Below are 26,777 nucleotides of genomic sequence, written 5' to 3' on the forward strand. Positions count from 1 at the left end.
ACGGCTTTGTTGATCGGCCGCAGGCGGCAACGAGCGGTCCACGGCTTGCACCGGGACACTTCGCAAGGGAGGTCCACGCGCGATGACCGCCTGATCGTTGCGCAGGTCATGCTTCGCTTACTGCACGTTGTTCTGGGCGTTGGCGACCTTGCGCGAGGCGCCCTTGGCGAGGTCCATCACGGCGCGGCAGCCGGGGCTGAGATCGGCGCGGTACTTGATCATGCACGCGGTGATCTTCGGGATGTTGGGGATTTCGGACGAGCACAGGCGGAAAGCGTCGCCGGTGCACATCTGCCGCGCCTCGGCGGTATAGGCGAAGCTGGTGGCCGAGGACAGGATCGCGACGAAGGCGGCGAAGCCCAGCGTCAGACTGGCGTCGCGGATCTTGGAGGAGAAGGACGCGGTCATTTGCGGCTCCCATTGGCGGCGCCATCGACGGCGCGGTGTTAACGGGAGCCATGATGCTCCAGCAAAGTCGTTTCCACTGTGATGACGGTCACGAGAGCCCCTCTAACAGTGACATCGGTCACTTTGGCGCAGCTACCTGAAATTCCTCCGCAACCGCCGTCGCGTTGGTGTCACGTTAACTGTTCCTTCGCATTAATGGCTCGGCGCGGGGAGGAAACCGCTGGTTTGGTTGCGAAATTGGAAAGAGTAGCGATGCGTAATGCGTTGGGCCTGATGCTGGCCAGTGTAGTTGCGGCGGTCGTGATCGCCGCCGGAGGTTGGTTCTTTTATTCCTCGCGCGCCGAACCGGCCGCGCCCAAGACAATTGCCGCCCGTGCTGCCGATCCGTTGCCGGCACCGGCGAAACTGGCCGCCAAGGACGACGTCGAGGTCACCGCGGCGCTCTCCGGCAAGCCGGCGACACTTGCCGTTGCCCAAGCGCCCGCTCCTGCGCCGGCCATGCCGGTTCAGCAGAAATCGACCTGCACCAATCCGAACGCGCTTGGCGTCGCCCGCGTGGTCGAGATCGACACCACCGGCGGACCCGGCTTCGGCTTCGAGCACTTCAAGCAGTTCGATTTCCTGACCGACAAGGAGGTCGTGCTGACCTTCGACGACGGTCCCTGGCCGAACAACACGCCGGCCGTGCTGAAGGCGCTCGCCGACGAATGCACCAAAGGCCTGTTCTTCGCCGTCGGCAAGCACGCCACCTATCATCCGGAGATCCTGCGCCAGGTGCTGGCGCAGGGCCACACGGTCGGCACGCACACCTGGTCGCACGTCAATCTCAACAGCAAGAAGATGACGGAACAGCAGGCCAAGGACGAGGTCGAGAAGGGCTTTAGCGCAGTGAGGTTCGCGCTCGGCACCAACCCGGCGCCGTTCTTCCGCTTCCCGCAGCTTCAGCACAATCCGGCGATCGTGAGCTATTTCGGCACCCGCAACGTCGCGATGTTCTCGACCGACCTCGACTCCTTCGATTTCCGGAAGGAGAGCACGCCGGACAAGATCGTCAGCAACGTGATGACCAAGCTCGACAAGCTCGGCAAGGGCATCATCCTGATGCACGACTTCCAGAAGCACACCGCCGAAGCGCTGCCGACGCTGCTCGCGCGCCTGAAGGCCGGCGGCTACAAGGTCGTGCAGATGAAGGCCAAGACGAGCTTCCAGACGCTGCCGGAATATGACGAAGCGCTATTGAAGGATTTGAAGGTGCCGACGTCCAGCGCGCGTCCGATCTCGAGCGTGGTGCAGACGGTCTCGCAGTAGGCACCCGATCAATCCGTCTCCTGACTGCGCATGGCCGGGTTCGCCCCGGCCATTTGCGTTTTTGGAAGGCGAGCGACCGCTTACCAATAGATGCCGTAGCGGTGCAACTCGCTGATGATGCGGCCCTCGCTCCAGACGCGGCTGCGCCTGGGCCTGGCAGCCTTCGCGGTAGTTGTCGGTGCGGGCTTGGCGGCGTCGTTACCGGAAGCGCATGTCGTTGCAGGCGCGGTCGCCGTCGACGCGGCGGCAGGCGTAGTGGAGACGGCGGCGGGCCGATCCACGTATTTCGGGGTCTCTTGCGGTGCCGTTGCAGGGCTTGCGGTCGCGGCCACAGAAGTCTCGGCCGAAGCCAGGGTCAAGCTGCGCGAGCCGGCGGCCTGAGCCGACGCCGAGACCAGAACCATGGCGGTAACCAGAATGATCTTGCGCATGTGACGTCTCCCCGTGTTTGCGTGGGGCGACACTAGGAGAGACCGTCGCGAAGTTATGTGACGATGGTCACACCGAGACTTAACCGCGCTCAAGAAGCGGGCCCGCACGCGTTCGCTGCAGCAGAACCGCCGTGATCACGTGAAAATTGCTCGGAAAAAGCGCTGGTGCCGCAAGAGGGACTCGAACCCCCGACCCCGTCATTACGAATGACGTGCTCTACCAACTGAGCTATTGCGGCGGACCCTGACGAGGTCGAAGCAATGCCGACCCCGATACGCGCGCTCCTGATATCGGGCATGGCCGGAATTGGCAAGGACAAGCCGGGACCGAAATGCGACTCATGCCCAGCGGGACCAGAATCCGCGCCAGCCGCCGGCCTGGGCCTTGGGCGTGCCGATTTGTTCCGTAAATTCGTCGCTGGGACCCTCGTCGTCGATTCCGGGGTCATCGGGGGCACGGACGATCGGGATCACAGCGGGAATCGGCATTGGGCCGGGCTTGCCGAGATCGGGCCGGGCCCGGAACAATGGCGTCGCCGTCGTCGGCGATGATTCGGCTGACTCGGGCGGCGGCTTGACCGGCTCGGGCTCGGGCGCCACCTCAGGTATCTTTTCAGAGGTCTTGGCCTCGGGCGCTGACTCGGGCGGTGAATTGTCCTGCGCGGCCGGGGCCGGGGCGGGTGCCGACGACGGAGCCGGTTCCATCAGGCTTTCGCTTGGAGCGGTCACCCGCTTCGGCGGCGGGGCCGCCAGCATGGCCTCCTCGAAGGCCGAGGACTCGATCGTCGTACCCTTGTCGGAGGGCAGGCTGGCGACCGGCGTCTGCCACTGGAAGGCGTCGAGGCGACCGGTGACCGGGGAGACCGGCCGCCAGCGGTCGCTGACATAGCCGTCCGCGGACCAGGCCGGATCGTGGCGGGCGCGCACCGCGCGTAAGGTCCAGACGCGGGCGCGGCCGCTGTCACCGTGCTCGGAGCGTTCGATCTCGGCCATCAACAGCGCAACGCGCTGGGTCGGATCGTTGAGGTAAGGCGCGAGCGCCTCGCGCGCACGTGCGAACTCGGCTGCGTCGATCGCGGCGCGCGCGATCGCGAGCTGGCCCTCGATATGGTCGGGCTTGTCGGCAGGCGTCTTGGCGGCGAGCGTCTCGACGCGCTGCAAGCGTTGCCGCGCAGAATCGCCAAGCTTCACATGCGCATAGGCGTCGGCGAGATCGGGATGCGGATTGGCGAGCCAGGCCGCCTCCACCAGCTTCATGGCGCGGCGCACCTGATGCGCCTCGCTCTCGAACTTGGCGGCGAGCACCGCGGCCGGCACCAGCGTCGGTGCGAGCTTGACCGCCTCCATCACGCTCTCGCGCGCGACGTCGCGGTCCATGGTCTCCAATTCCAGCGCACGTGCCGTGAGCAGCACGCCGCGCTGCCTGCGATAAGCGGCTTTGTCGATCAGTCCGGCGGACAGGTTGGAATCAAGGATCGCGAGCGCGCCGCTCCAGTCGCCGCGCGCGCAGCGGAAGCCGAGCACCGCATGCGAGGCCCAGGTCGAGGACGGCGAGAGCTTGATCGCTTCCTCCGCGATCATCACCGCACCGACCGCATCGTCGGCGCGCTGCGCTTCGATGAAGAGGCCGCGCAGGCCCAGCAGCCGCGTATCGTCGCGCTCGGCCATGGCACGAAACACACGCTGCGCCTCGTCGCGATTGCCTTCGAGCTGGGCCGACTGCGCGTGCAGCAGAAGCGCGAGCGGATCGTCCGGCGCATGCCGCCGCGCCGCCTCGGCGTGGCGGCGGGCGAGCGCCGCGTCACCGTGACCGATCGCCAGCAGCCCGTGGGTAATGGCATGGCGGCCGCGCGCGTGGCGCTTCTCGTGACGCCGACGGCGCAGGCGCCCCGGCGTGCGCCAGATCGTCGTCAGGATGCTCCAGACGAGCACGACCGCCGCTGCAAAGACTCCAAGCAAAAACACGAATCTGGGAAACGTCGTTGAGACGCGGAAACCGCCCCAGGTCAGGACGAAATCGCCGGGCTGGTCGGCGACCCAGGCCGCGCCGGCCGCCGCCAACGCGATCAGAACGAGAAAGAGGGCGATGCGAAGCATGGCAATCCTATTACGCGCAAGGTGTTGCGCGAACCTTATTGAGCAGGCTTGGCGAGATCTGCCATGGCATCGTCGGCGAATTTGCGGGACGCTGCGAGCGCGGCATCGCGGGCATCGGACTTGGCGAGCCAGGCCTGCGCCGGAGCCCGATCGGCCTCGGCCAGCATCTTCAGCTCGCGGCGCGCCTCCACGAAATCGTTGCGCAGCGCCGCGGCCGTTACCCGCGCCACGATCGCGCCGCGGTCGTTGCCGACGCCATCGGTGCGCTCGATGCGGACGAGTTTCGACGCGCCCGCCTGGAGCCGTTCGACAATGCCGGTGCCGCTGGTCGGCGCTTCCGCCGGCGGCGACAGCTTTGGCACGATATTCAGGAGCTCGCGGCTGAGCGCGACCGGCGTCGGAATGCCTGACGCTGCGAACATATCGAGCGGCTTCAGCACATCAGGATCGGCCGCGAGCGAGCGCGATGCGGCGAGCTGGGCCTCGTAGGGATCGCCGTGGCGAACGGCGACGTCGAGCAGCGCGGCCGCCACGACGTGGCGCAGCGGCTTGTCGTCGGCCGGCTTCGCGTCGGCAATCTTCTCGCCCTGCTGCGCAAGCTCGGCGCGCTCGTTCCTGATGCTGCGCTCGAGCTGCGCGATGCGTTCGTTGATGGCGGCAAGATCGGCAGGCGCGGCGGCATCACGCGGCGCGGATTTCACATCATTCAGCGCGCTCGCGGTGTTGTCGGATTGCGCGCGCAGATTGGCGATATCGCTGCGCAGGCTGCCCGCGGATTTTTCCAGCGCGTCGATGCGCGCCGCCATTGCCGGGTCGGCGGCGGACCTGCCGACCTTGGTCTCGACGGCTGCGACGCGCCCGCTCAGTGCATCGACCGTCGCGCTGGTGACTTGGGGAGCGGCCGGCGGCGCCTGCACGGCGGGCCAGCCCAGCATCCAGCCGACCGCGATCACGATCGCCGCCGCCACCGCGCCGGAGAACGGCGCGATGATCCAGGGTGAAATTGGCGGCGAAACCGCCGGCGCCGCGGCGGCGGCTTGCGCCTCGGCTCGCTCGGGCTGGGGCTGCGACTTGGTCTCCTCGGGCTGGGCTTCTTCCGTCTGCGCCTGCTCGGGCGTCGGCTGAGCCTCCGGGTCGCCCGCCGGCTGTTGCGGCTGGGTGGAGATTTCGGTCGCCTCGAGGTCGATGGTGGGCGGGGTGCGCTTGGCTCGGCCGGATTCGGGGGCCAATCCTGCGTCTTCAGCCTTGTCGTCGGCCATCGTGACGGTTCCTCAAACTTGCCTGCCTTCGGACCGATTTCGTCGGATTCGGCCCGTCCTCTTACGCCAAACGGGTGCGCAAAGCACGCTCCAAGGTCTCAATTAAGGCATTTTCGTCCGGCCTGGCGGCCACCAGGACCTGCGACGCACCGGCCTCGCGCAACACGGCCGCAACCGTCTCGGAGAGGCAGCATTGCGGGATCGAAAGCGCCGAGATTTCGACGCCTTCGTCGCGGGCCGCGTCCAGGAAGGCGCGGGCGCTGCGCCGGGAGTAGTGCAGCACCGCTCTAATGCCGTGGGCGGCAAAGCCCTCGCAGACCTCGCGCGGCAGATGCCTGACCGGGGCCATGCGATAGGTGGTCTGCGTGACCACGTTGAACCCCTCCGCACCAAGCTCGCCGCCGAGATCGCGCGAGGTGTCCGCGCCGGCCAGATAGAGCAGGGTGCTTTTCTTCTTCAACACCTTGTCGCGCGCGCCCTGCATCACCTTGTCGCGCAAGGCCGCGGCATCGCCGCCGGCAACGATCACGTCAGTGAAGCCGGCGTCGCGCGCCGCGGCAGCGGTGTGCTCGCCGACCGCAAACAATGGCAGCTTCAGCAGATCGAGATCCCTTAGCAGCGGCGCCACGGCGCGGATCGCGTTGGCAGAGGTGATGATGATGGCGCTGTAATCAGCATCGCTTTCATCACGGAAAGGGACCGGCTCGAACTTGAGCGCCGGTGCAAGCAGCACCACATGACCTCGCGCGCGCAGACTTTCCGCAGTCGCCTCATTGTCAGGATGCGGCCGCGTGACAAGAATGGACATGGCTCTGTGTTCCCCGGCGCCTCAAGCTTTCAAGAGGACGGCTCGCGCACGGCAATTGCGCTGGGCGACCCCGGAATGCTACCGGACGTACCAGAACTCTGCTTTACGGATGAGCGCAAGGGCGCAAATTGGATAACGATTCGCCAATGTTGGTACTGGGCATCGAAACCACCTGCGACGAGACCGCCGCAGCGGTGATCGAGCGCGCGCCCGACGGCCGCGGCAAGATCCTGTCCAACATCGTGCGGTCGCAGGTCGAGGAGCATGCCCGTTTCGGCGGCGTCGTGCCGGAGATCGCCGCGCGCGCCCACGTCGATCTGCTCGACGGGATCATCGACCGCGCCATGGGCGAGGCCGGCATCGGTTTCGCGCAGCTCAACGGTGTCGCGGCGGCCGCGGGCCCGGGGCTGATTGGCGGCGTCATCGTCGGGCTCACCACCGCGAAGGCGATTGCGATGGTGCACGACACGCCGCTGGTCGCGGTCAATCATCTCGAAGCGCATGCGCTGACGCCACGCCTGACCGACGGCATCGAATTTCCCTACTGCCTGTTTCTTGCCTCCGGTGGCCACACCCAGATCGTTGCGGTGATCGGCGTCGGCCGGTATGTGCGGCTCGGCACCACCGTCGACGACGCGATCGGCGAAGCCTTCGACAAGGTCGCGAAAATGTTGGGCCTGCCCTATCCGGGCGGGCCGCAGGTCGAACGTGCAGCGGCAAACGGCGATGCGGCGCGTTTCGCTCTTCCGCGGCCGATGCAGGGCCGCGCGGACGCGAATTTCTCGCTGTCGGGACTGAAAACGGCCGTGCGCAACGAGGCAAGCCGGATCACACCGCTCACACCGCAGGACATCAGCGATCTCTGCGCGAGCTTCCAGGCCGCTGTATTGGAGTCGACGGCCGACCGCTTGAGTGTCGGCTTAAAACTCTTCCGCGAGCAGTTCGGCGCGCCGTGCGCGCTGGTGGCCGCCGGCGGCGTCGCCGCCAACCAGGCGATCCGTGGCGCTCTGCATGACGTCGCCAGGCACGCGAACACGCGACTGATCATGCCGCCGCCTTCGCTCTGCACCGACAATGGCGCGATGATCGCCTGGGCGGGCGCCGAACGCCTCGCACTCGGCATGACCGACACGATGGAAGCACAGCCCCGCGCGCGCTGGCTGCTCGACGCCAATGCCACGGCACCAGCCGGCTTCACCAACACCCGCGCTGGATTCTAGTCATGACCGCGTTCCAATCCGTTGCGGTGATCGGCGCAGGCGCCTGGGGCACGGCGCTTGCGACCGTAGCGGCACGAGCCGGACGCGCCGTGACGCTCTGCGCGCGCAATGCCGAGCATGCGGCGCGGATTGCGTCGACCCGCGAAAACCCACGGCTGCCCGGCGTACGGCTTGCCGCGGAGCTCGTCGTGACGAGCGAGATAGCCCTGGCGGCGCGCGCCGACATGCTGCTGATCGCAACCCCGGCGCAGCATCTTCGTGGCGCCGTCAACATGCTGGCCTCGTATCTGACAAAGCCGACGCCGGTCGTCGCTTGCGCCAAGGGCATCGAGCACGGAACGCACAAATTCATGACCGATGTGATCGCGGAGGCCGCGCCGTTCGCGCAGCCGGCGATCCTGTCGGGGCCGAGCTTTGCCGACGACGTCGCGCGCGGCCTGCCGACGGCGGTAACGCTGGCAGCGAAGGACGAGGCACTGGCAAGCAGCCTGGTGCAGGCGCTGGGCTCGCCGACATTCCGTCCCTATCACTCGACCGATGTCCGCGGCGTCGAGATCGGTGGCGCAGCCAAGAACGTGCTGGCGATCGCAGTCGGCATCGCGGTCGGCCGCAAACTCGGCGCCTCGGCCCAGGCCGCGCTGACGACCCGCGGCTTCGCCGAACTCGCCCGCTTCGGCCGCGCGCTCGGCGCGCGGAGCGAGACACTCACGGGTCTTTCCGGTCTGGGCGATCTGATCCTGACCTGTTCGAGCTTGCAGTCGCGCAACTTCGCGCTTGGCCTGGCGCTCGGACGCGGCGAGCAGCCGCCCGCCGGCAAGCTCGCCGAGGGCGAGTTCACCGCACCGGTGCTGATCGAAATCGCATCTTCGCAAAACATCGAGATGCCGGTATCAGAAGCGGTCGCGGCGATCCTGAGCGGCAGGAGCACGATCGACGCCGCGATCTCGGGACTTCTGACGCGCCCCTTCAAGGCAGAGGAATGAACATGGCATACTGGCTGGTGAAATCCGAACCGTCGGTGTGGTCCTGGGACCAGCAGGTGGCTAAAGGCGCCAAGGGCGAAGCCTGGACCGGTGTGCGCAATTTCACCGCGCGCCAGAATCTCGTGAACATGAAGAAGGGCGACAAGGCGTTCTTCTATCATTCCAACGAAGGCAAGGAGATCGTCGGCATCGCGGAAGTTATCAAGGAAGCCTATCCCGATCCGACCGACAAGACCGGCAAGTTCGTTTGCGTCGACATCAAGGCCGAGAAGCCTTTGCAGACCCCGGTGACGATGGCCGCGATCAAGGCCGAGAAGAAGCTCGCCGACATGGCGCTGGTGAAATATTCGCGCCTGTCGGTGCAGCCGGTGACGACGGAAGAGTGGAAGCTCGTCTGCAAGATGGGCGGGGTGTAGGCATCACGTCCGCGACCCTCGAAAGACAGTGACGGTCACGTTTCCGGCAGAGCGTACACCGTGCAGGGCGAGACGATCCCGCGAAGCGGATGCATCCCGAGCGGGACGAGCGGAAGGTCAGTCTCCGCAGCGAGCGCGCCGGATACGAGCACGGTCTCGCGAAGCGGCTTGCACAGTCCTTCTAACCGGCTCACGAGATTGACCGCCGGCCCGATCGCAGTGAAATCGAGACGATTGGCGGCGCCGATATTGCCCCACAGCATCTCGCCAAGATGCAAGGCCAGGCCGAACGACAGCGGCGGCAGGCCCTGGGCGCGCCGCTCCTCATTAAGATGTGCCATCCCGGCGCGCGTGGCGGACGCCGCCTTCAGGGCCGCATCGCATGCGCCGCGGCGCGCCTCGCCGGCTACCGGAAATATCGCAAGCATGCCGTCGCCAATGAATTTCAGCACCTCGCCGCCGAAGGCATGAACCGCGCCGGCGATGCGATCGAACCAGGCATCGAGCGCCGCGATGACGACATCAGGAGGGGAGGTTTCCGAGAGCGCGGTGAAATCGCGTAAGTCCGCATAGAGCAACGCCGCCTGAATGGTCTCGCCGACGTCGCGACGCAGCGGCGCTGACAACACCCGCGCCGCGCTGCGACGGCCCAGATAGGCTTCGAGCGATACCGCCAGCGTCGCACGTGCGGCCAGCGCCGCAAGCGGCGCCGCGGCGAAGCGAGCAGCCTGGCGCAGTGTATCGGTTTCTCGAGACGTAAACGGGCGCGCGCCGGCCCAGGCGAGCAGCGGCGCATTCTGCGCCTGCCCCACCGTATCCTCATGCAGGGGGCCCGAGGCTATGTCCGCAAGCAAGCGGCGACCGGCGTCATCCGGCGGGTCGGGCGCCCATCCAGCCGGCGCGAAGCCGAGCGCCTCGATGACCTCGCCGCTCTCCGCGCGCCACAACCAGGTGCGACGCGCGATCAGCGGGTGCGGCACCGCAAGCGTCAAGGCTCCGGCCGCAAGGGGCACGCCGTCGGCGACCAGATGTGCGCCGAGTTCAGCGAGCAGGCGGTCGGCTCCGGGGCTATCTGAGGCGGCGTCGACAAGCCAGGCGAGCGTGGGGGCGAGTTGCATGGGCCAATGATGGCGAAGGCAGGCCATCTTTGTCACGGGCAATCCTTGACGGGCCGCGTCGGCGCCGCCATGTGCGAGTGTCAGCCCAGGGAAGATCGCCGATGACCGAGCCGTTCATACTGCGACGCGAGACCCAGATCGCGGCCCCGCGTGCCACCGTTTTCGCTTACCTGACCGACCCCGACAAAATCCTGAGCTGGATGGGGTCCAACGCCACAATGGAGCCGCATCCCGGCGGGGTCTACCTGCTTAGGGGTATCGGCGCGCGCGGCGGCGTTGCCCGTGGCGCCTTCCGCGAGGTCGTCCCGGTGCATCGGCTCGCTTACACGTTCGGGTGGGAAGGCGGCCAGGAAGTGCCGCCCGGCTCGAGCCTGATCGAGATCGACCTGATCGAGCGCGATGGTGGCACGCTGCTGCGCATGACCCATAGCGGCCTGCCGACCGCGGAGCAGGTGGCTGCCCACGACAAGGGTTGGACCCACTATCTTGGCCGGCTCACGATCGCGGCCGCGGGCCGAGATCCGGGGCCCGACAAGGGTCCGTCAGACAAGGCGTAGCGATGACGAGGTTTGGGTGGTCAGACCGCTGCGGTCGCCACCACCTGCGCCAGGAGCTGCTCGCGCCTGGCCTGCGAGCGCTGGCCCTTCATGGTCGCGGCGAAGCGCTCGAGGATGCCGTCCTCGAACGCGGTGACGATGGTGTCGTGGACGTAGCTCCTGCGGCAGATCGCGGGCGTGTTGGAGAGCTTGTCGGCCGCTGCACGGATCGCTTCCAGCACCTGCTTCTTGCGGCCGCGCTGGCTTGTCGCCGGCGTGATCCGCGACAGCGATTCCACGACCACCGCCGACGCCATCAGCGTGCGAAAGTCCTTCAGTGAGATCTTGATGCCGGCGATCTCGCGCAGGAACGCGTTCACCTGCGTCGTATTGACCGCACGCACGATGCCGGAAGCATCGCGATACTGGAACATGCGCTTGCCCGGGACGCTCCGCAGGATGCCGATGGCGCGTACGAGCTTGGCCGCGTCGCATTCCTTCCGCACCGCCTTGCCGCCCTTCGCCCTGAAGGTCAGCACGAAGCAGTCGTCTTCCAGCGTGACGTTGGACTTGAGCAGCGTGGTGGCGCCGCGCGTGCCGTTGAGGCGGGCATATGATTCATTGCCCGGACGGATCGCGGTGCGGGCGATCAGCTCGATCACCGCCGAAAGCGCAAATTCGCGCGTCGGCTCATCGCCCGACAGGAACATCGACACCTTGCGCCGGATCTTTGGCAGTGCGCCAACGAGTTTTTCGAGGCGATGCGCCTTGCGGTGCTCGCGGACCTTTTCCCAGTCGGCGTGATAGCGGTATTGCAGCCGGCCCGCGGCATCGCGTCCCACCGCCTGGAGGTGCGAGTTCGGATCGGCCGAGTAGCGCACCTCGCGGTAGGCCGGCGGCACCGCCATGGCGTGCAACCGGCGGATGGTGCGGGCGTCGCGGATATGCGCGCCATTGGGGCGGACGAAGAAGTAGCCCTTACCGCGCTTGATGCGCCGGATCGTAAGTTCGTTCTGGTCGCCGAGCCGCAGACCCAGTTCCTTGGCCAGTGCCTCCACCGACCTCGCGGGAGCCGTATCGAACGTTTTTTTCGGGCTGGGACGCCCCAGGGCGGGCGGTTTCGGCCATTGTCCCAGCGCTTTGGCCAGCGCAACGGCGGCGGGATCGGCTGAAGCGGGTCGCGTGCCCCCGAAATTCCGCTGATCCATCATAGCCTTACGCCTTTAGCCCTGCCTGTTATCGATCAATGCTGTTATTCTGATGTTTGTTCCGAGGGGCCGCTTTGGGCCCGGGGAGGCCATTTAGGGTGTTCCGAACCACATTGCGAGTCCCGAATCAGTGACCGACGGTTTTTGGATACCGCCGCAGGGAACATAGGTCCCTTGCGCGGGGCCGGATCTGCAATTTGGGTAAAGACGCCGACGCCACCTGTTTCGGTCCTGCGACAGTCAGAACGACCCTGCGTGATCGGCCGCATGGCCCCCCGCCCGTCGAAGGTCCAGCTTGTGCTCCTTGTCGGGCGCGGTTAGCCCGACGCATAATCGGCGCAACGATCAAGTCGGCTTGCCGTTGCTTGTGTTCGGCGAGCCGCATGGTGGAGGAAAGCATGTCCGAGAAGATCTACGACGTACCTGCGGAGTGGACGAAGCGAGCCTGGGTCGACCAGGCCAAGTACAAGGAGATGTACGCCCGCTCGATCTCGGACCCGAACACATTCTGGGCCGAACAGGCCAAGCGCATTGACTGGATGAAGGCGCCCACCAAGATCGAGAACGCCTCGTTCGCCCCTGGCAACATCTCGATCAAATGGTTCGAGGACGGCGTCCTCAACGTCGCCTGGAACTGCATCGACCGCCATCTCGCCAAGCGTGCCAACCAGACCGCCATCATCTGGGAGGGCGACGATCCCTCGCAGTCCCGGCACATCACCTACAAGGAGCTGCACGACGAGGTCTGCCGGATGGCCAACATCCTGCGCACCCGCAACGTCAAGAAGGGTGACCGAGTCACCATCTATCTGCCGATGATCCCGGAAGCGGCCTACGCGATGCTGGCCTGCGCGCGGATCGGCGCCATCCACTCCGTGGTGTTCGCGGGCTTCTCGCCGGACAGCCTCGCCCAGCGCATCAACGACTGCCAATCCAAGGTCATCATCACCGCGGACGAAGGCCTGCGCGGCGGCAAGAAGGTGCCGCTCAAGGCCAATGTCGACGCGGCGCTCGCCAAGACCGAAGGCGTCGACTGGGTCGTGGTCGTCAAGCGCACCGGCGGCAAGGTCGAGATGAGTCCGTCGCGCGATCTCTGGTATCACGACGCCGCCAAGATGGTGACCACGGAGTGCCCGGCCGAGCACATGCACGCCGAGGACCCGCTGTTCATCCTCTACACGTCGGGCTCGACCGGCCAACCCAAGGGGGTCCTGCATACCAGCGCCGGCTATCTCGTGTTCGCCGCGATGACGCATCAATACGTCTTCGACTATCACGATGGCGACATCTACTGGTGCACCGCCGACGTCGGCTGGGTCACCGGCCACAGCTACATTCTCTACGGACCGCTCTGCAACGGCGCGACCACGCTGATGTTCGAGGGCGTGCCGAACTATCCCGACAATTCCCGCTTCTGGAACGTCATCGACAAGCACAAGGTCAACACCTTCTACACCGCGCCGACCGCGATCCGCGCCCTGATGCAGGGCGGCGACGAGCCCGTGAAGAAGACCTCGCGCGCCTCGCTTCGCCTGCTCGGCTCGGTCGGCGAGCCCATCAATCCGGAAGCCTGGGAGTGGTATCACCGCGTTGTCAGCGACGACCGCTGCCCGATCGTCGACACCTGGTGGCAGACCGAGACCGGCGGCATTTTGATCACGCCGCTGCCGGGCGCGACCAAGCTGAAGCCGGGCTCGGCAACGCTGCCGTTCTTCGGCGTGGTGCCGGAGATCGTCGATGCCGACGGCAAGGTGCTGGAAGGCGAGACCACCGGCAATCTCTGCCTCACCCGGTCATGGCCGGGCATGATGCGCACGGTCTACGGCGACCACGCTCGGTTCGAGCAGACCTATTTCTCGACCTACAAGGGCAAATACTTCACCGGTGACGGCTGCCGGCGCGACGCCGACGGCTATTACTGGATCACCGGCCGCGTCGATGACGTCATCAACGTCTCCGGCCACCGCATGGGCACCGCCGAGGTTGAGAGCGCACTGGTGGCGCACGAGAAGGTCTCGGAGGCCGCCGTGGTCGGCTTCCCGCACGACATCAAGGGCCAGGGCATCTATGCCTATGTCACCCTGATGTCAGGCGTCGAGCCGACCGAGGATCTGCGGAAAGAACTCGTCACCTGGGTGCGCAAGGAGATCGGCCCGATCGCCTCGCCGGACCAGATCCAGTTCGCGCCGGGCCTGCCCAAGACCCGCTCGGGCAAGATCATGCGCCGCATCCTGCGCAAGATCGCCGAGGACGAGCCGGGCAGCCTGGGGGACACCTCGACGCTGGCCGATCCCGCCGTGGTCGACGACCTCGTCAAGAACCGGCAGAACAGGAAGTCGGCGTAAGACGCCGTCTCGTGCCCCGGACACAGCGCAGCGCCACTTCGGCGGTGCGCTGCAGAGCCGGGGCCCATCTTATCGTGGTCAATTCTTGCGACGTGGGTCCCGGCTCTGCGTCGCGTCACTTGCGTGCCGCGCCGCGTCCGGGACACGAGATTGCTCCCATCTCCAAATCATTTCGTCCCCGGGTAGCCCGCGACCCTCACGCATTTGTCAGCGTGTGTGCCTGCGCGCCCGTATCTTTCCCATCGGGTGTTGTTTCCAAGTCATTTACTTTATTTTGAACATTTCCTTTGTTCCCCCTGCTGACTGGCCCGCGGCGGCCGCGCGCGGAAACCATCCGGTTAACAAGCGCGGTTAAGAATATGTGGGCGAGGCGGCGATTGCCGGTTTGCGTAGATTTGGACGACCCGCTCGGGGCAGGGGAAGCATTGATGTCGATGAGAATTGCGGTGGCGCTGGCTGCCACCATCGGAGCAGGGTTCTTGATGTCGACGGCGGCGCAAGCGCGGCCCGAGATGGTGGGGCTGCACGCAGGCGACTATTCGCCGGGCACTATCGTGGTTCGCACCAACGAGCGCCGGCTCTATCTCATCCTCGATGATGGCCACGCCATGCGCTATCCGGTCGGCGTCGGCAAATCCGGCAAGCAGTGGGCCGGCACCACGCACATCGAAGGCAAGTACCGCTATCCGGCCTGGTCGCCGCCCGCCGAGGTGAAGCGCGACAAGCCGCAGCTTCCCGACGTGATCCCGGGCGGCTCGCCGCGCAATCCCATGGGCGTCGCGGCGATGACGCTGTCCGGCGGTGAATATGCGATCCACGGCACCAACGTGCCGGGCTCGGTCGGCGGCTTCGTCTCCTATGGCTGCATCCGCATGCTCAATGACGACATCACCGATCTCTACAGCCGCGTCTCGGTCGGCACGACGGTGGTCGTGACGCGCTGACGCCCAAGTTCGCAGCAGACTAGCAAGAGCCGCGTTTCGACGCGGCTTTCATTGCCACCAGCGCCAGCCGCGCGCGCACCAGCCGTCGCGATGGCCGCCGTTGTAGCTGCGCGCATAGCCACCCGCGAGCAGCGCGGCCGAGACGTTGGCGGTGTGCCTGGTGGCGACGTCGGCGAGCACGCGCCCGTATTTGTCAGGACCAAGATTGTAGATCGTCACGCCGCCCTGGCCGAGCAGGCTGCGCAGCGCGTCCGTGGCGGCCTCGGCCTTGTCCAACTCTTGCCGGCAGGATGCTTTCATTTCAGGCGCATCGATGCCGCGCAGGCGAACCCGCGCGACGAGCGCGCGCCCGTCGCGCTGATGCACGCGCGCCAGAAAGGTGTCGCCGTCGATGGTGCGGATGACGTCGACGGACTGGCGCATGTCGGGATTGCCCGCCTGCTGCAGGATGATCTCGGCATCCTGCGCTCGCTCATCGGCTGCATGCGGCAACGGCCAGTTTGTTCCGTGCCGAAACGTGAGCACGACGACCATCACCACGCCGACAACGAACATCCATGGCAGCAGTCCGGAGAATCGACGGCCGAATGGTGAATGACTGTATGACGGCCGATATGAATTGCCTGGGTCGAAGCGCGACATCCGCGCACGCTATGGCTGAGTCGGCCAAGCCGGCAAGAGAACCTGAAAAACCACAGCCTCAGAAGTCCGAGGCGATGCCCTTGCGCTCCCAGTCACCGTAGCGAGTCGGCTCCGGACCTTTCGGTCCCTGCAACTCCTTCGGCCTGGCCTTGTCGGCCGCCGCCGCAGCCTGCCGGCGCGCCTCGGCTTCGGCCAGCGCGCGCTGGGCGGCCGGCGGCAACGGCTTGCGATCGGGAACGGAAGGCTGATCACTCATCGTCTGGCTTCCTAGCGCAGTATCGCGCCGCACGCGACGTCCAATAACGCATTCCTGAAATGGCTTCGAAAGGCTGAAATCGCCAGGGACGATTCTTACATTTGGCATATTCGCATGCCAGAGATGGGGCTTCTTAAGGCATGCGCCTATCGTGGCGGAACTGCCGCTCGCTCAGAACCTTGCCTACGCATGCCATCTCAACGTTTCGCTCCTCCGCCTGAAGTCCCCGGTCTTGCGGCGCGGCGGATCGCCGCCGACATCCTCGACGGCGTGCTGCACAAGCACCGTACGCTCGACGACCAGCTCGACGGCGCCGGCGCTCATCCCGGACTGAAGACGCTCGCTGATCGCGATCGCGCGCTGATGCGACGGCTGGTCGCGACGATCTTGCGCCGGCTCGGCACGCTCGGCCATGTGCTCTCACGCCTGCTCGACAAGGGCATTCCGGCCGACGCACCCCGCGCACAGAGCGCGCTTCTGATCGGCGCCGCGCAGATCCTCTGGATGGACGTTCCCGATCACGCCGCGGTCGACCTCTCGGTGCGGCTGGTGCAATCCGACCGTCGCGCGGCGCGCTATGCCGGACTCGTCAACGCCGTGCTGCGCCGCTGTGCGCGCGAGGGCAAGGCGCTGGTGGACGAGGTCGCCACGCAGTCGCTCGACCTGCCGCCCTGGCTGCTCGCGCGCTGGAGTGCGCATTATGGCGAGGCAACCGCGCGCGACATGGCGCTTGCGCTTGGCCACGAGCCCTCGCTCGATCTGACCGTGAAGTCCGACGCTGCGCAATGGGCGAGCCGCCTGCATGGCGAGGTGCTCCCGACCGGAACGGTGCGCACGCTGCTGCATGGTTCGGTAATGATGCTGCCCGGCTTCGCCGAGGGCCAATGGTGGGTGCAGGACGCAGCCGCCGCGCTGCCGGCCCGATTGTTCGGCGATATCGCCGGCAAATCCATTGCGGATCTCTGCGCCGCCCCCGGCGGCAAGACCGCGCAACTGGTGCAGGCCGGCGCGCAGGTCACGGCGATCGACCGCTCGCCCGCCCGGGTGGCGCGCTTGCGTGAAAACCTGGCGCGGCTGTCGCTTCAGGCCGAAACTGTCGTCGCTGACGCCGTGGAATGGGCCGGTCCAGCGGACGGCTTTGACGGCATCCTGATCGATGCCCCCTGCACCTCGACCGGGACGATCCGCCGCCACCCCGACGTGGCGTGGCTCCGGCAGGAGACGGACATCGCGCCGCTCACCGCGATCCAGCAACGGCTGCTGCGCAAATCGGTCTCGCTGCTGAGGCCGGGTGGAATGCTGGTCTATTGCACCTGTTCGCTGGAACCCGAAGAGGGCGAGCACGCCATCGCCACGCTGTTGGACTCGGAGTCTGCGCTCCGGCGCGTGCCGATCGCGGCGTCCGAGGTCGCCGGCCTCAGCGAGATCCTCACGCCCGAGGGCGACCTGCGCACCCTGCCCAGCCACCTGCCGCACGCCGACCCGAGGCTCGGCGGGCTTGACGGATTTTTCGCCGCCCGGCTCGTTAAATCCTGATTTTGCACCGGATTTCGCGATCGCGACGCTGATTCGCGCCCTTTCAAGGTGGTGCAAGGCGTCCGATTTTGGGATTAAAAGGATTCGTCGGAATCCTCTCCCCCTTCAAGGCAAGGCGTGTCGGTCGCTCAACGCAGACGTATCTCGACGCTGGTCATGAACCGCTTCGCGCGGAACATGCTTGCGCGCGCGAGTGGTGGCTCGGTCGCCTTGTCGCGGGTCTGGCCGGGCCGCACCGACCGGCTGATCATCGCGCCCCACGATCTGCGCACGGCGGACGCGACCCGCGCCGCCGAGATCTATGCTGGCCGCTTCGTCTTCGCCGGCAAGATCGTTAACTGCCATGGCCGCTCGATCTTCGACCTCGAGCCGCCTTCGGAGGACTGGGAAGTCGCCCTGCTCGGCTTCGGCTGGCTGCGCCACCTGCGCGCCGCCGACACCGCACTGACGCGGGCGAATGCGCGCGCGCTGGTCGAGGATTGGATCTCCAACCCGGCCAACAAACGTCCGGTCGCTCGCCGCGCCGACGTGCTGGCGCGGCGCGTGATCTCGCTGCTGTCGCAGGCGCCGCTGGTGCTCAACGACACCGACAACAAGTTCTACCGCCGCTATTTGCGGGCGCTGGCGCGCGAGATCCGTTTTCTCCGCTACACCATGGTCAACATTCCGGACGGGGTGCCGAAGCTCCAGGTCCTGATCGCGCTATGCTACACGGCACTCTGCCTTGCCAACCAGGCGCGTCACATCCGCAGCGCCTCGCGAAAGCTCTCCGAGGAGTTGCAGCGGCAGATCCTGCCCGACGGCGGGCATGTCTCCCGCAATCCCGGCGCGCTGATCGAACTGCTGATCGACCTATTGCCGCTGCGGCAGACCTTTGCCGCGCGCAACATCGCGCCTCCGCCGGCGCTGCTCAACGCGATCGACCGCATGATGCCGATGCTGCGCTTCTTCCGCCACGGCGACGGCAATTTCGCGCTATTCAACGGCATGAGCGCGACGCCTTCGGACCAGCTCGCCACCCTGCTCGCCTATGACGACACCCATGGCGCGCCGATGGCGAACATGCCGCATACCGGCTTCCAGCGTCTCGATGCCGGCCAGACCACGCTGATCATCGACACCGGCCCGCCGCCGCCGGCCAATGTCAGCCACGACGCCCATGCCGGCTGTTTGTCGTTCGAATTGTCATCGGGCATCAGCCGCATCGTCACCAATTGCGGCATGCCGACCACCGGCCGCGACAATTGGCGGCCGTTTGCGCGCGGGACGCCTGCGCATTCGACGCTGACCTATCACGACACCTCATCCTGCCAGTTCGTCGAGATGTCGGCGATGAAGCGGCTGCTGCGCGGCGCCCCCGTCGTCAGCGGACCCGTCGAGGTCGAGAGCTATCGCGAGATCGTGCAGAACGGCACGCTGCTCACGACCTCGCATGATGGCTATCTCGGCAAATTCGGCGTGATCCATCGCCGCGTGCTGATGGTCGCCAATGACGGCTCGCGGATCGACGGCGAGGACACGCTGTCGCCACCACACGGCGGACGCCTCAGGGGCGGTGGCGCTGATTACGCCTTGCGCTTCCATTTGCATCCGGCGGTGAAGGCGAGCCGGCTGTCGGACGCCCGCGGCGTCATGCTGGTGCTGCCGAACCGCGACGTCTGGACTTTCGAGGCGCTCGACGACAGGGTCGATCTCGAGGACAGCGTGTTCCTGGCCGGCAATGACGGCCCGCGCCGCACCGCGCAGATCGTGATCCGGCAGGACGCCCGCCAGGCGCCATCGATCCGCTGGAGCTTTGTCCGCTCCACCGCCTCGCCCGCGGCCACCAATGCCCGCCGCAATGCGCGGCGGGAGCCGGAACTTCCGCTGTAGATGCGCATCTCTCAGCCCCATCTGGTCGTTGTGAAGAGCGCCGAAAGCTGCTAACGAGCACGCGCTCGCGCAACTGGCGACCTTGGATGGAGCACCATCGGGAAGCGCGGGACATAGCTGCCGCGCGCCTGGGCATAGGTACTCCCTTAAACAGAGGATCTTGCTCATGACTGACGCTGACCATCGCCGTCGTATCACCCGCGCCCTGCTTTCCGTTTCCGACAAAACCGGTCTGATCGAGTTCGCCCAGGCGCTTGTCGCCCGCGGCGTCGAACTGGTTTCGACCGGCGGCACCGCCAAGGCGATTGCGAGCGCCGGCTTGAAAGTGAAAGACGTCTCCGAGCTGACCGGCTTTCCGGAGATGATGGATGGCCGCGTCAAGACGCTGCATCCGAAGGTACATGGCGGCCTGCTCGCGATCCGCGACAACAAGGAACATGCAGAAGCGATGAAGGCGCACGGCATCTCGCCGATCGATCTTCTCGTCGTCAATCTCTATCCGTTCGAGGCCACCGTCGACAAAGGCGCTGATTTCGAGGAGTGCATCGAGAACATCGATATCGGTGGCCCCGCAATGATCCGCGCCGCAGCGAAGAATCATGACGATGTCGCGGTCGTGGTCGAAGCCAAGGACTATCAGGCGGTGCTCGACGAGCTCGCTGCCAACAATGGCGCGACCACGCTGGCGCTGCGTCGGAGGCTTGCTGCAAAGGCCTATGCGCGCACTGCAGCGTATGACGCCGCGATCTCGAACTGGTTCAACCGGCAGCTCGAGATCGACGCACCCGATTTCCGCGCCTTCGGCGGCAAGCTTATCCAGTCGCTGCGCTACGGCGAGAACCCGCACCAGACCGCGGCGTTCTATGCGACGCCCGACAAGCGGCCAGGCGTGTCGACCGCGCGGCAGTTGCAGGGCAAGGAGCTTTCCTACAACAACATCAACGACACCGACGCGGCCTATGAATGCATCGGCGAGTTCGACGCGAAGCGCACCGCGGCCTGCGTCATCGTCAAGCACGCCAACCCCTGCGGCGTCGCGGAAGGACCGGATCTGGTCAGCGCTTATCGCAAGGCGCTTGCCTGCGATTCCACCTCGGCCTTCGGCGGCATCATCGCGATGAACCGCGCGCTCGATGCCGACACCGCGCGCGAGATCACGAAAATCTTCACCGAGGTGATCATCGCGCCCGATGCCAGCGAGGAAGCGATCGCCATCATCGGCGCGCGCAAGAATCTGCGGCTGCTGCTCGCTGGCAGCCTGCCCGACCCGCGCGCACCGGGCCTCACCGCCAAGACGGTCGCGGGCGGCCTTCTGGTGCAGAGCCGCGACAACGCCGTGGTCGATGACATGACCTTCAAGGTCGTCACCAAGCGTGCGCCGACCGACGCCGAGATGCGCGACCTGAAATTCGCATTCCGCGTCGCCAAGCACGTCAAGTCCAACACCATTATCTACGCCAAGGATCTCGCCACCGTCGGCATCGGCGCGGGCCAGATGAGCCGGGTGGATTCGGCGCGGATCGCGGCGCGCAAGGCGCAGGATGCCGCGAACGAGCTGAAGCTCGCGGAGCCGCTCACCAAGGGCTCGGTGGTGGCCTCGGACGCGTTCTTCCCCTTCGCCGACGGCATGCTCGCCTGCATCGAGGCCGGCGCCACCGCCGTGGTGCAGCCCGGCGGCTCCATGCGCGACGACGAGGTGATCAAGGCCGCCGACGAGCACGGCATCGCGATGGTGTTCACGGGGACGCGGCACTTTAGGCACTAACGCGATTGCGTAGCCCGGATGGAGCGCAGCGAAATCCGGGTTTCGCAACCCTCACAATGACGGCCCCCGGATTGCGCTTCGCTCCATCCGGGCTAAGAGCTAATCCCGCACCCGCATCAACAAAGCCAAACCCGCGACGAAGAATACCACCAACACGGCCATGCCGGCCTTCTGGCTTGCAGTCGCCGCCGTAATCGCACCGATCAGCAGCGGGCCGATGAAGGACGTCACCTTTCCCGTCAGCGCGAACAGACCAAAATACTGCGCGATGCGATCCTTCGGCGCGAGGTGGATGAGCAGCGTGCGCGAGGCAGCCTGCAATGGCCCGCCCGCGGCGCCGATCAGGCAGCCCAGCACTAGATAGGCGCGCTCGGCCGCGCTCGAGAACAGTGCAGCGCCCGGCTCGGGCGGCGCGACCTTGACGAACAACACGCTGTCCTTGTCGACCAGAAGGATCGCCGCCACCGAGAGCAAGAGGATCAGCAGGCTGCCGGCGATCACGCGCTTCGGTCCGAGGAAATCATCGAGCTTGCCGCCCAGCCATGCGCCGAAAGTGCCGGCGATCGCCAGCATGATGCCGAAGGTGCCGATCTGGATCGTGTGCCAGCCGAAGGTACCGGCCGCATAGATGCCGCCAAAGGCGAACAGCGACACCAGGCCGTCGGTGTAGATCATGTTGGCGAGGAGGAACGCCGCGAGCGATTTCTGTTTCGGCAGCGCGCCGAGCGATTGTTTCAGCTCCGACAGGCCCTCGCGCAGCGCCGCGCGAACCGGGCGTTTGGCCGGATAATCCGGCGTGAACAGGAACATCGGCGTGACGAAGATGATGAACCAGAGCCCGGTCAACGGTCCGGTGATGCGATCGCCCTCGTGCGTGGCGGGATCGAGCCCGAACAGCGGCGTGAATCCGAGCAGCGTGCGTCCGGTCTCGGGGTTGGCGGCGAGGAAGCCGAGCACGATGATCAGGCTGACGATGCCGCCGACATAGCCGGTGGCCCAGCCGGTGCCGGAGAGCCGGCCGATGCGTTCGGGCGGCACCAGGCTCGGCATCATCGCATTGTTGAAGACGGTGGCAAATTCCGCGCCCACGCTGGCGAGCGCGACTGCGGTGAGCAGCGGCGGAATGACGGTGTGATTACCGGGCTTGCCGATCCACAGCGTGGAGGAGGCGAGCACCAGGAGCGCGCCGAACATGGCGATCCACGGCTTCCTGCGGCCGGAGGCATCCGCGATGGCGCCGAGCACCGGCGACAACAGCGCGATCGCCATGCCCGCGGCGGCCATCGCAAAGCCCCACAGCGATTGCCCGGTGGCAGGATCCGGCGCGACGCTGGTCGCAAAATAGGGCGCGAACACGAAGGTCGTGATGAGCGTGAAATAGGGCTGCGCGGCCCAATCGAAGAAGATCCAACTCACGACGGCGGCGCGCGACGGATAGGTCCGTGCCGCGCCTGCCATGCGCACGTCCGAGGCGATCGTCGTCATCATCCGGTCCCCATCACGAACAGTTTTGCCTCTCTTAGCGCAAACCGTATAGCATTGCAGTGACGCGTGTGAATTGGCCCAAGGCACGGCGGAAGTTTGATGATGTCGCTATTTTTGACGCGGCGGACGTTTCTCGTATCCATCGCCGCACTGGCAGTTGGTCTCGCCCCCGTCATAGCGCAGGACGCGCGGCGCGACTACACGCCGCCTGCGCTCGACACGGTTCATTCCGTCGCCGCCGACCATGGCATGGTGGTGGCGCAGGAGAAGCTCTCCGCCCAGGTCGGCGCGGATATCCTGCGGCGCGGCGGCAATGCGGTCGATGCCGCGGTCGCCACCGGCTTTGCCATGGCGGTGACTTATCCACGCGCCGGCAATATCGGCGGCGGCGGCTTCATGGTGATCCATTCGGCCGAACGGAACGAGGACATCGCGATCGATTATCGCGAGACCGCGCCAGCGGCAACCACGCCGCAAATCTTCCTCGGCGCCGACGGCAAGCCCGATGCCGCGAAGTCGCGCGATTCCGCGCTCGGCATCGGCGTGCCCGGCACGGTCGCAGGTCTCGCACTTGCGCTGGAGAAATACGGCTCGGGCAAGTTCACGCTGGCGCAACTCCTCGATCCCGCGATCGCTCTCGCACGCGATGGATTCGTCGTCGACGATGACATCGCCGACACGCTGCCAGGCTGGTACCGACGGCTCGCGCGCTGGCCGTCCTCGGCCAGGATCTTCTCGAGGCCCGATGGCACGCCGCTGCGCGAAGGCGATCGTCTGGTGCAGACCGATCTTGCCGACACGCTGTCGGCTGTGGCAACGCAAGGACCGCGCGGCTTCTATGAAGGTGCGGTGGCAGAGAGGCTCGCCAAGGCCGTGTCCGACGCCGGCGGCATCATGACTCCCGCCGATCTCAGATCCTACGAGGCGATCGCCCGCCAGCCCCTGCGCGGCACCTATCGCGGCTACAACATCGTCTCGATGCCGCTCCCCTCATCGGGCGGCGTGGTGCTGATCGAGACGCTCAACATGCTCGAAGGCTTTCAGCTTGCGGAGCTGAAGCAGGGCTCGCCCGCCTCGCTTCATCTCTTGATCGAAGCGATGAAGCGCGCCTATGCCGACCGGGCGCGCTATCTCGGCGATCCCGCTTTCGTCAAGGCGCCGATCGAGACGCTCATCGCAAAGGACTACGCCGCCAAGCTGCGCAGCGGCATCTTGACCGATCGGGCCACGCCGTCGAGCAAAATCGCCTCGGCCGCCACCGCGCCGCGCGAAGGCAGCAACACCACGCATTTCTCCGTGGTCGATGCCCACGGCAATGCCGTCAGCAACACCTTTACGCTGAACTTCAGCTATGGCGTTGGTCTCGTCGCCGACGGCACCGGCGTTCTCCTCAACAACGAGCTCGACGATTTTACCGCCGCACCCGGCGCGTCCAATGCCTATGGCCTCGTCGGCTTTGAGGCCAACCTGCCCGGACCCGGCAAGCGACCGCTGTCTTCGATGTCGCCGACCATCGTGCTCAAAGACGGCAAGCCGGTGCTGATCACGGGTTCGCCCGGCGGCAGCCGCATCATCTCGACGGTGCTCGAGGTGGTCGTGAACGTCCTCGACTACAAGATGGATGTCGCCGCCGCCGTGGCAGCACCGCGGCTGCATCACCAATGGTTGCCGGATGAAGTGCGCGTCGAGCGCGGCTTTCCCGATGACGTTCTGTCCGAGCTGAAAGCGATGGGACATCTTGTGGTCGAGCCGATGGGACAGACATCGGCCAATTCCATCGCGGTGACGGCGAACGGGCCGCTCGGCGCGCCGGATCCGCGCACCCGCGGTGCGGAGGCAGCGGGACAGTAATCCCTACGCTTTGTGCAGCGCAGAGTAGACCTATTTGCCGGATGACATCGGCACCTAAGCGCGGCAGTTTGCCGACGCTGGTGCACGTGCGAGGCGCGTGCCCGGCCAACGACGGGCCTTTAGGATACGCACATGACCGCAGCCGATCCGACCGAGCGCATCGAACGCGCCGAGATCGAGGACACCAGCCTTCTCGCCTTCTATCGCGACATGAATCCGCCGGAGCGCCGGACGTTCTGGGCGTGCGCCGCGGGCTGGGCGCTCGACGGCATGGACTTCATGATCTATCCGCTGGTGATCGGCACCATCATCGCGCTGTGGAAGGTCGACCCCGGCGCGGCGGGTCTTGCCGGCACCGTGACACTGCTTGCGTCCGCCATCGGCGGCTGGCTCGGCGGCTATCTTTCCGACCATATCGGCCGGGTCAGGACGCTGCAGATCACCATCATCTGGTTCTCGTTCTTCTCGCTGGTCTGCGCCGTCGTGCAGAATTTCGATCAGCTCCTGATCGCGCGCGCAGTGCTGGGCCTTGGCTTCGGCGGCGAATGGGCGGCAGGCGCGGTGCTGATGGGCGAGGCGATCCGGCCGCAATATCGCGGACGCGCGGTCGGCTCGGTGCAGTCGGGCTGGGCAGTCGGCTGGGGTCTCGCGGTGCTGTCGCAGGCGATCCTGTTTTCGCTGATGCCGGCCGACATCGCCTGGCGCTGGATGTTCGTGATCGGCGCGCTGCCGGCGCTCCTGGTGTTCTACATCCGCCGCTCCGTCACCGAGCCGGAGATCGCTGCCGAGGCGCGTGCAAAGCAGGCGGCCAGCGGCGACCGTCCAGCGCTGTGGGAGATCTTCTCCGGCCCGATCCTCAAGACCACGATCCTGGCGTCGCTGATGGTGACGGGCTGTCAGGGCGGCTATTACGCCATCACATTCTGGGTGCCGCAGTTCCTGACCAAGGATCGGCATTTGTCGATTGTCGGCTCGACCGGTTATCTGTCGGCGCTGATCATCGGCTCCTTCGCCGGCTATCTCGTCGGCGCCTGGCTCGCCGATCGCATCGGACGGCGCAACCTGTTCCTGATCTTCTCGCTCGGCGCCATCGCTGTGGTGCTGCTCTACACGCAGTTGCCGCTCAACAACGAGATCCTGTGGGTGCTCGGTTTCCCGCTCGGCTTCTTCGCCTCGGGCTATTTCTCCGGGGTCGGCGCGTTCCTGACCGAGCTCTATCCGACGCGGCTGCGCGGCTCGGGCCAGGGTTTTTGCTACAATTTCGGCCGCGGCATCGGCGCGCTGTTTCCCTATCTCGTCGGCGCGCTGTCGGCGACGACGACGCTCGCCAACGCGATCGCGATCTTCGCGGTCGTGGCCTATGCGGTGTTCTTCACCGCCGCATTCGCGCTGCCGGAAACGCGCGGGCGAATACTGCACGCGGATTAGTACGGGGCGCCCGAAGGGCGAACTCTGGTGGCAATTTCGCACCAGAGAATCCGGAGATTACGGCGCGACATTACACATTGCACAATGGGGTTCACGATGGCGTGGAGGCTTACCGTCCCACCTGGTACGGCCCGCCCTTCTCAAGGGCGCGCTGATACGCGGGCCGCGCATGGATGCGATCGAGGAACACCATCGCCTTGGGATGCCCCGTCTCCAGCCCGCCGCGCGCTTGGGCGGCTTCGAGCGGGAAGCTCATCTGGATGTCGGCCGCAGTGAACTCGCTGCCGGCGAACCACTCGCTTTTTCCCAGCTCGCCCTCCCAATAATCCATGTGCTGCTTGAGCTGCGGATTGACCAGTGCCGTGAGTGCCTGGTTCGAGACCTTGCGCACCAGCGGGCGCAGTAGAGCGGGCGCGCGCTTCGGCATCAGCGTGAACAACAGCTTCAGGAGCAGCGGCTGCATCGCCGACCCCTCCGCATAGTGCAGCCAATAGGTGTAGCGCAGCCGCTCCGGTGTGTTCGGCGGCGGAATCAATCGGCCATTGCCGTAGGTGCCGATGAGATATTCGATGATCGCTCCGGACTCGGCGATGGTATTGCCGTTGTCGGTGATGACGGGCGACTTGCCGAGCGGATGGATGGCGCGCAGCTCCTTCGGCGCGCGCAGGTCGGGCTGGCGCTGATAACGCACGATCTCATAGGGCACGCCCAACTCTTCGAGCAGCCACAGCACGCGCTGCGAGCGGGAATTGTTGAGGTGATGAACGGTCAGCATCGCATGGTCCCCGGCTTGGTCACTTGGCCGGAAGTTCGTGCCAGTCCGGGAACACAATGTCGAGCGATCCGGACCATGTTTTCACC

23 protein-coding genes, 1 tRNA gene and 1 riboswitch are annotated in these 26,777 nt (G+C 66.1%); of the genes, 12 read left to right on the forward strand and 12 right to left on the reverse strand.

The genetic code is table 11. The annotated features are described in order from the left end of the window. Positions 1 to 117: 117 nt before the first annotated feature. Positions 118 to 408, reverse strand: a complete 291-nt coding sequence (locus MTR72_RS12915) for a hypothetical protein (RefSeq protein ID WP_280967586.1) — start codon at positions 406 to 408, stop codon at positions 118 to 120. A gap of 252 nt (positions 409 to 660) precedes the next feature. Here MTR72_RS12915 and MTR72_RS12920 point away from each other — a divergent pair, with 252 nt between their 5' ends. Beyond that, on the forward strand, positions 661 to 1,716 hold the full coding sequence (locus tag MTR72_RS12920; protein WP_280967585.1) for a polysaccharide deacetylase family protein: 1,056 nt from the start codon (positions 661 to 663) through the stop codon (positions 1,714 to 1,716). Positions 1,717 to 1,796: 80 nt separating this feature from the next. Here MTR72_RS12920 and MTR72_RS12925 read toward each other — a convergent pair whose 3' ends face one another. The 5 genes from MTR72_RS12925 to MTR72_RS12945 form a co-directional block, all read right to left on the reverse strand. Beyond that, positions 1,797 to 2,147 (reverse strand): hypothetical protein, encoded by a 351-nt coding sequence (locus tag MTR72_RS12925; protein ID WP_280967584.1) that lies wholly within the window; start codon positions 2,145 to 2,147, stop codon positions 1,797 to 1,799. 163 nt (positions 2,148 to 2,310) lie between these two features. After that, positions 2,311 to 2,386 (reverse strand) — tRNA-Thr (locus MTR72_RS12930). Between the two features lie 100 nt (positions 2,387 to 2,486). Next, positions 2,487 to 4,244, reverse strand: coding sequence for a heme biosynthesis protein HemY (locus MTR72_RS12935; protein WP_280967583.1), 1,758 nt, complete (start codon positions 4,242 to 4,244; stop codon positions 2,487 to 2,489). Between the two features lie 35 nt (positions 4,245 to 4,279). Beyond that, on the reverse strand, positions 4,280 to 5,503 hold the full coding sequence (locus MTR72_RS12940; protein WP_280967582.1) for a COG4223 family protein: 1,224 nt from the start codon (positions 5,501 to 5,503) through the stop codon (positions 4,280 to 4,282). A gap of 61 nt (positions 5,504 to 5,564) precedes the next feature. Further along, entirely contained in the window at positions 5,565 to 6,311 is a 747-nt protein-coding gene (locus tag MTR72_RS12945; RefSeq protein WP_280967581.1) for a uroporphyrinogen-III synthase, read from the reverse strand. A gap of 146 nt (positions 6,312 to 6,457) precedes the next feature. Here MTR72_RS12945 and tsaD point away from each other — a divergent pair, with 146 nt between their 5' ends. From tsaD to MTR72_RS12960, 3 genes are read left to right on the forward strand one after another with little or no spacing between them, the layout of a single operon-like run. After that, positions 6,458 to 7,531 carry a tRNA (adenosine(37)-N6)-threonylcarbamoyltransferase complex transferase subunit TsaD gene (gene tsaD, locus MTR72_RS12950; protein WP_280967580.1) on the forward strand — a complete coding sequence of 358 codons (1,074 nt, stop codon included), beginning with the start codon at positions 6,458 to 6,460 and terminating at the stop codon, positions 7,529 to 7,531. A 2-nt stretch (positions 7,532 to 7,533) separates the two neighbouring features. Continuing rightward, a complete protein-coding gene (locus MTR72_RS12955; RefSeq protein ID WP_341510396.1) occupies positions 7,534 to 8,514 on the forward strand; it encodes an NAD(P)H-dependent glycerol-3-phosphate dehydrogenase in 981 nt (326 codons plus the stop codon). A gap of 2 nt (positions 8,515 to 8,516) precedes the next feature. Continuing rightward, positions 8,517 to 8,930: an EVE domain-containing protein gene (locus tag MTR72_RS12960; RefSeq protein WP_280967578.1), complete on the forward strand. Its 414-nt coding sequence runs from the start codon at positions 8,517 to 8,519 to the stop codon at positions 8,928 to 8,930. A 35-nt stretch (positions 8,931 to 8,965) separates the two neighbouring features. On the opposite strand, the gene MTR72_RS12965 is transcribed toward MTR72_RS12960, so the two are convergent. Continuing rightward, entirely contained in the window at positions 8,966 to 10,048 is a 1,083-nt protein-coding gene (locus MTR72_RS12965; RefSeq protein WP_280967577.1) for an adenylate/guanylate cyclase domain-containing protein, read from the reverse strand. A 101-nt stretch (positions 10,049 to 10,149) separates the two neighbouring features. Between MTR72_RS12965 and MTR72_RS12970 the strand changes: the two genes are divergently transcribed. After that, positions 10,150 to 10,605 (forward strand): SRPBCC family protein, encoded by a 456-nt coding sequence (locus MTR72_RS12970; protein ID WP_280967576.1) that lies wholly within the window; start codon positions 10,150 to 10,152, stop codon positions 10,603 to 10,605. Positions 10,606 to 10,625: 20 nt separating this feature from the next. On the opposite strand, the gene MTR72_RS12975 is transcribed toward MTR72_RS12970, so the two are convergent. Then, positions 10,626 to 11,795, reverse strand: a complete 1,170-nt coding sequence (locus tag MTR72_RS12975; protein ID WP_280967575.1) for a DNA topoisomerase IB — start codon at positions 11,793 to 11,795, stop codon at positions 10,626 to 10,628. 395 nt (positions 11,796 to 12,190) lie between these two features. Between MTR72_RS12975 and acs the strand changes: the two genes are divergently transcribed. Both acs and MTR72_RS12985 read left to right on the forward strand, forming a co-directional pair. After that, positions 12,191 to 14,137 carry an acetate--CoA ligase gene (gene acs, locus MTR72_RS12980; RefSeq protein ID WP_280967574.1) on the forward strand — a complete coding sequence of 649 codons (1,947 nt, stop codon included), beginning with the start codon at positions 12,191 to 12,193 and terminating at the stop codon, positions 14,135 to 14,137. 428 nt (positions 14,138 to 14,565) lie between these two features. Continuing rightward, positions 14,566 to 15,081 carry a L,D-transpeptidase gene (locus MTR72_RS12985; protein ID WP_280967573.1) on the forward strand — a complete coding sequence of 172 codons (516 nt, stop codon included), beginning with the start codon at positions 14,566 to 14,568 and terminating at the stop codon, positions 15,079 to 15,081. A gap of 48 nt (positions 15,082 to 15,129) precedes the next feature. Here MTR72_RS12985 and MTR72_RS12990 read toward each other — a convergent pair whose 3' ends face one another. Both MTR72_RS12990 and MTR72_RS12995 read right to left on the reverse strand, forming a co-directional pair. Beyond that, positions 15,130 to 15,723, reverse strand: a complete 594-nt coding sequence (locus MTR72_RS12990) for a thermonuclease family protein (RefSeq protein ID WP_280967572.1) — start codon at positions 15,721 to 15,723, stop codon at positions 15,130 to 15,132. 58 nt (positions 15,724 to 15,781) lie between these two features. Next, positions 15,782 to 15,979 carry a DUF1674 domain-containing protein gene (locus tag MTR72_RS12995; protein WP_280967571.1) on the reverse strand — a complete coding sequence of 66 codons (198 nt, stop codon included), beginning with the start codon at positions 15,977 to 15,979 and terminating at the stop codon, positions 15,782 to 15,784. Between the two features lie 189 nt (positions 15,980 to 16,168). On the opposite strand from MTR72_RS12995, the gene MTR72_RS13000 reads away from it, so the two are divergent. The 3 genes from MTR72_RS13000 to purH all read left to right on the forward strand — a co-directional run bounded on the left by MTR72_RS13000 (position 16,169) and on the right by purH (position 21,152). Continuing rightward, the gene (locus MTR72_RS13000) at positions 16,169 to 17,515 is read left to right on the forward strand and encodes an RsmB/NOP family class I SAM-dependent RNA methyltransferase (protein WP_280967570.1); all 1,347 of its coding nucleotides are present in this window, start codon (positions 16,169 to 16,171) and stop codon (positions 17,513 to 17,515) included. A gap of 156 nt (positions 17,516 to 17,671) precedes the next feature. Beyond that, positions 17,672 to 19,387: a heparinase II/III family protein gene (locus MTR72_RS13005; RefSeq protein ID WP_280967569.1), complete on the forward strand. Its 1,716-nt coding sequence runs from the start codon at positions 17,672 to 17,674 to the stop codon at positions 19,385 to 19,387. A gap of 59 nt (positions 19,388 to 19,446) precedes the next feature. Then, a riboswitch (ZMP/ZTP riboswitch) is annotated at positions 19,447 to 19,528 on the forward strand. Between the two features lie 25 nt (positions 19,529 to 19,553). After that, positions 19,554 to 21,152, forward strand: coding sequence for a bifunctional phosphoribosylaminoimidazolecarboxamide formyltransferase/IMP cyclohydrolase (gene purH, locus MTR72_RS13010; RefSeq protein ID WP_280967568.1), 1,599 nt, complete (start codon positions 19,554 to 19,556; stop codon positions 21,150 to 21,152). Positions 21,153 to 21,251: 99 nt separating this feature from the next. Here the strand turns inward: purH and MTR72_RS13015 are convergent, their stop codons facing one another. Further along, positions 21,252 to 22,637 (reverse strand): MFS transporter, encoded by a 1,386-nt coding sequence (locus MTR72_RS13015; RefSeq protein WP_280967567.1) that lies wholly within the window; start codon positions 22,635 to 22,637, stop codon positions 21,252 to 21,254. 99 nt (positions 22,638 to 22,736) lie between these two features. On the opposite strand from MTR72_RS13015, the gene ggt reads away from it, so the two are divergent. Both ggt and MTR72_RS13025 read left to right on the forward strand, forming a co-directional pair. Beyond that, a complete protein-coding gene (ggt, locus tag MTR72_RS13020; protein ID WP_280967566.1) occupies positions 22,737 to 24,488 on the forward strand; it encodes a gamma-glutamyltransferase in 1,752 nt (583 codons plus the stop codon). Positions 24,489 to 24,620: 132 nt separating this feature from the next. Further along, positions 24,621 to 25,916, forward strand: a complete 1,296-nt coding sequence (locus tag MTR72_RS13025) for an MFS transporter (RefSeq protein ID WP_280967565.1) — start codon at positions 24,621 to 24,623, stop codon at positions 25,914 to 25,916. 109 nt (positions 25,917 to 26,025) lie between these two features. On the opposite strand, the gene MTR72_RS13030 is transcribed toward MTR72_RS13025, so the two are convergent. Beyond that, complete coding sequence (locus tag MTR72_RS13030; protein ID WP_280967564.1) at positions 26,026 to 26,691, reverse strand: glutathione S-transferase family protein; 666 nt, start codon at positions 26,689 to 26,691, stop codon at positions 26,026 to 26,028. Between the last annotated feature and the right edge of the window lie 86 nt (positions 26,692 to 26,777).

The organism is Bradyrhizobium sp. ISRA442, assembly GCF_038085055.1.
In the GTDB taxonomy this organism is placed as follows: domain Bacteria; phylum Pseudomonadota; class Alphaproteobacteria; order Rhizobiales; family Xanthobacteraceae; genus Bradyrhizobium.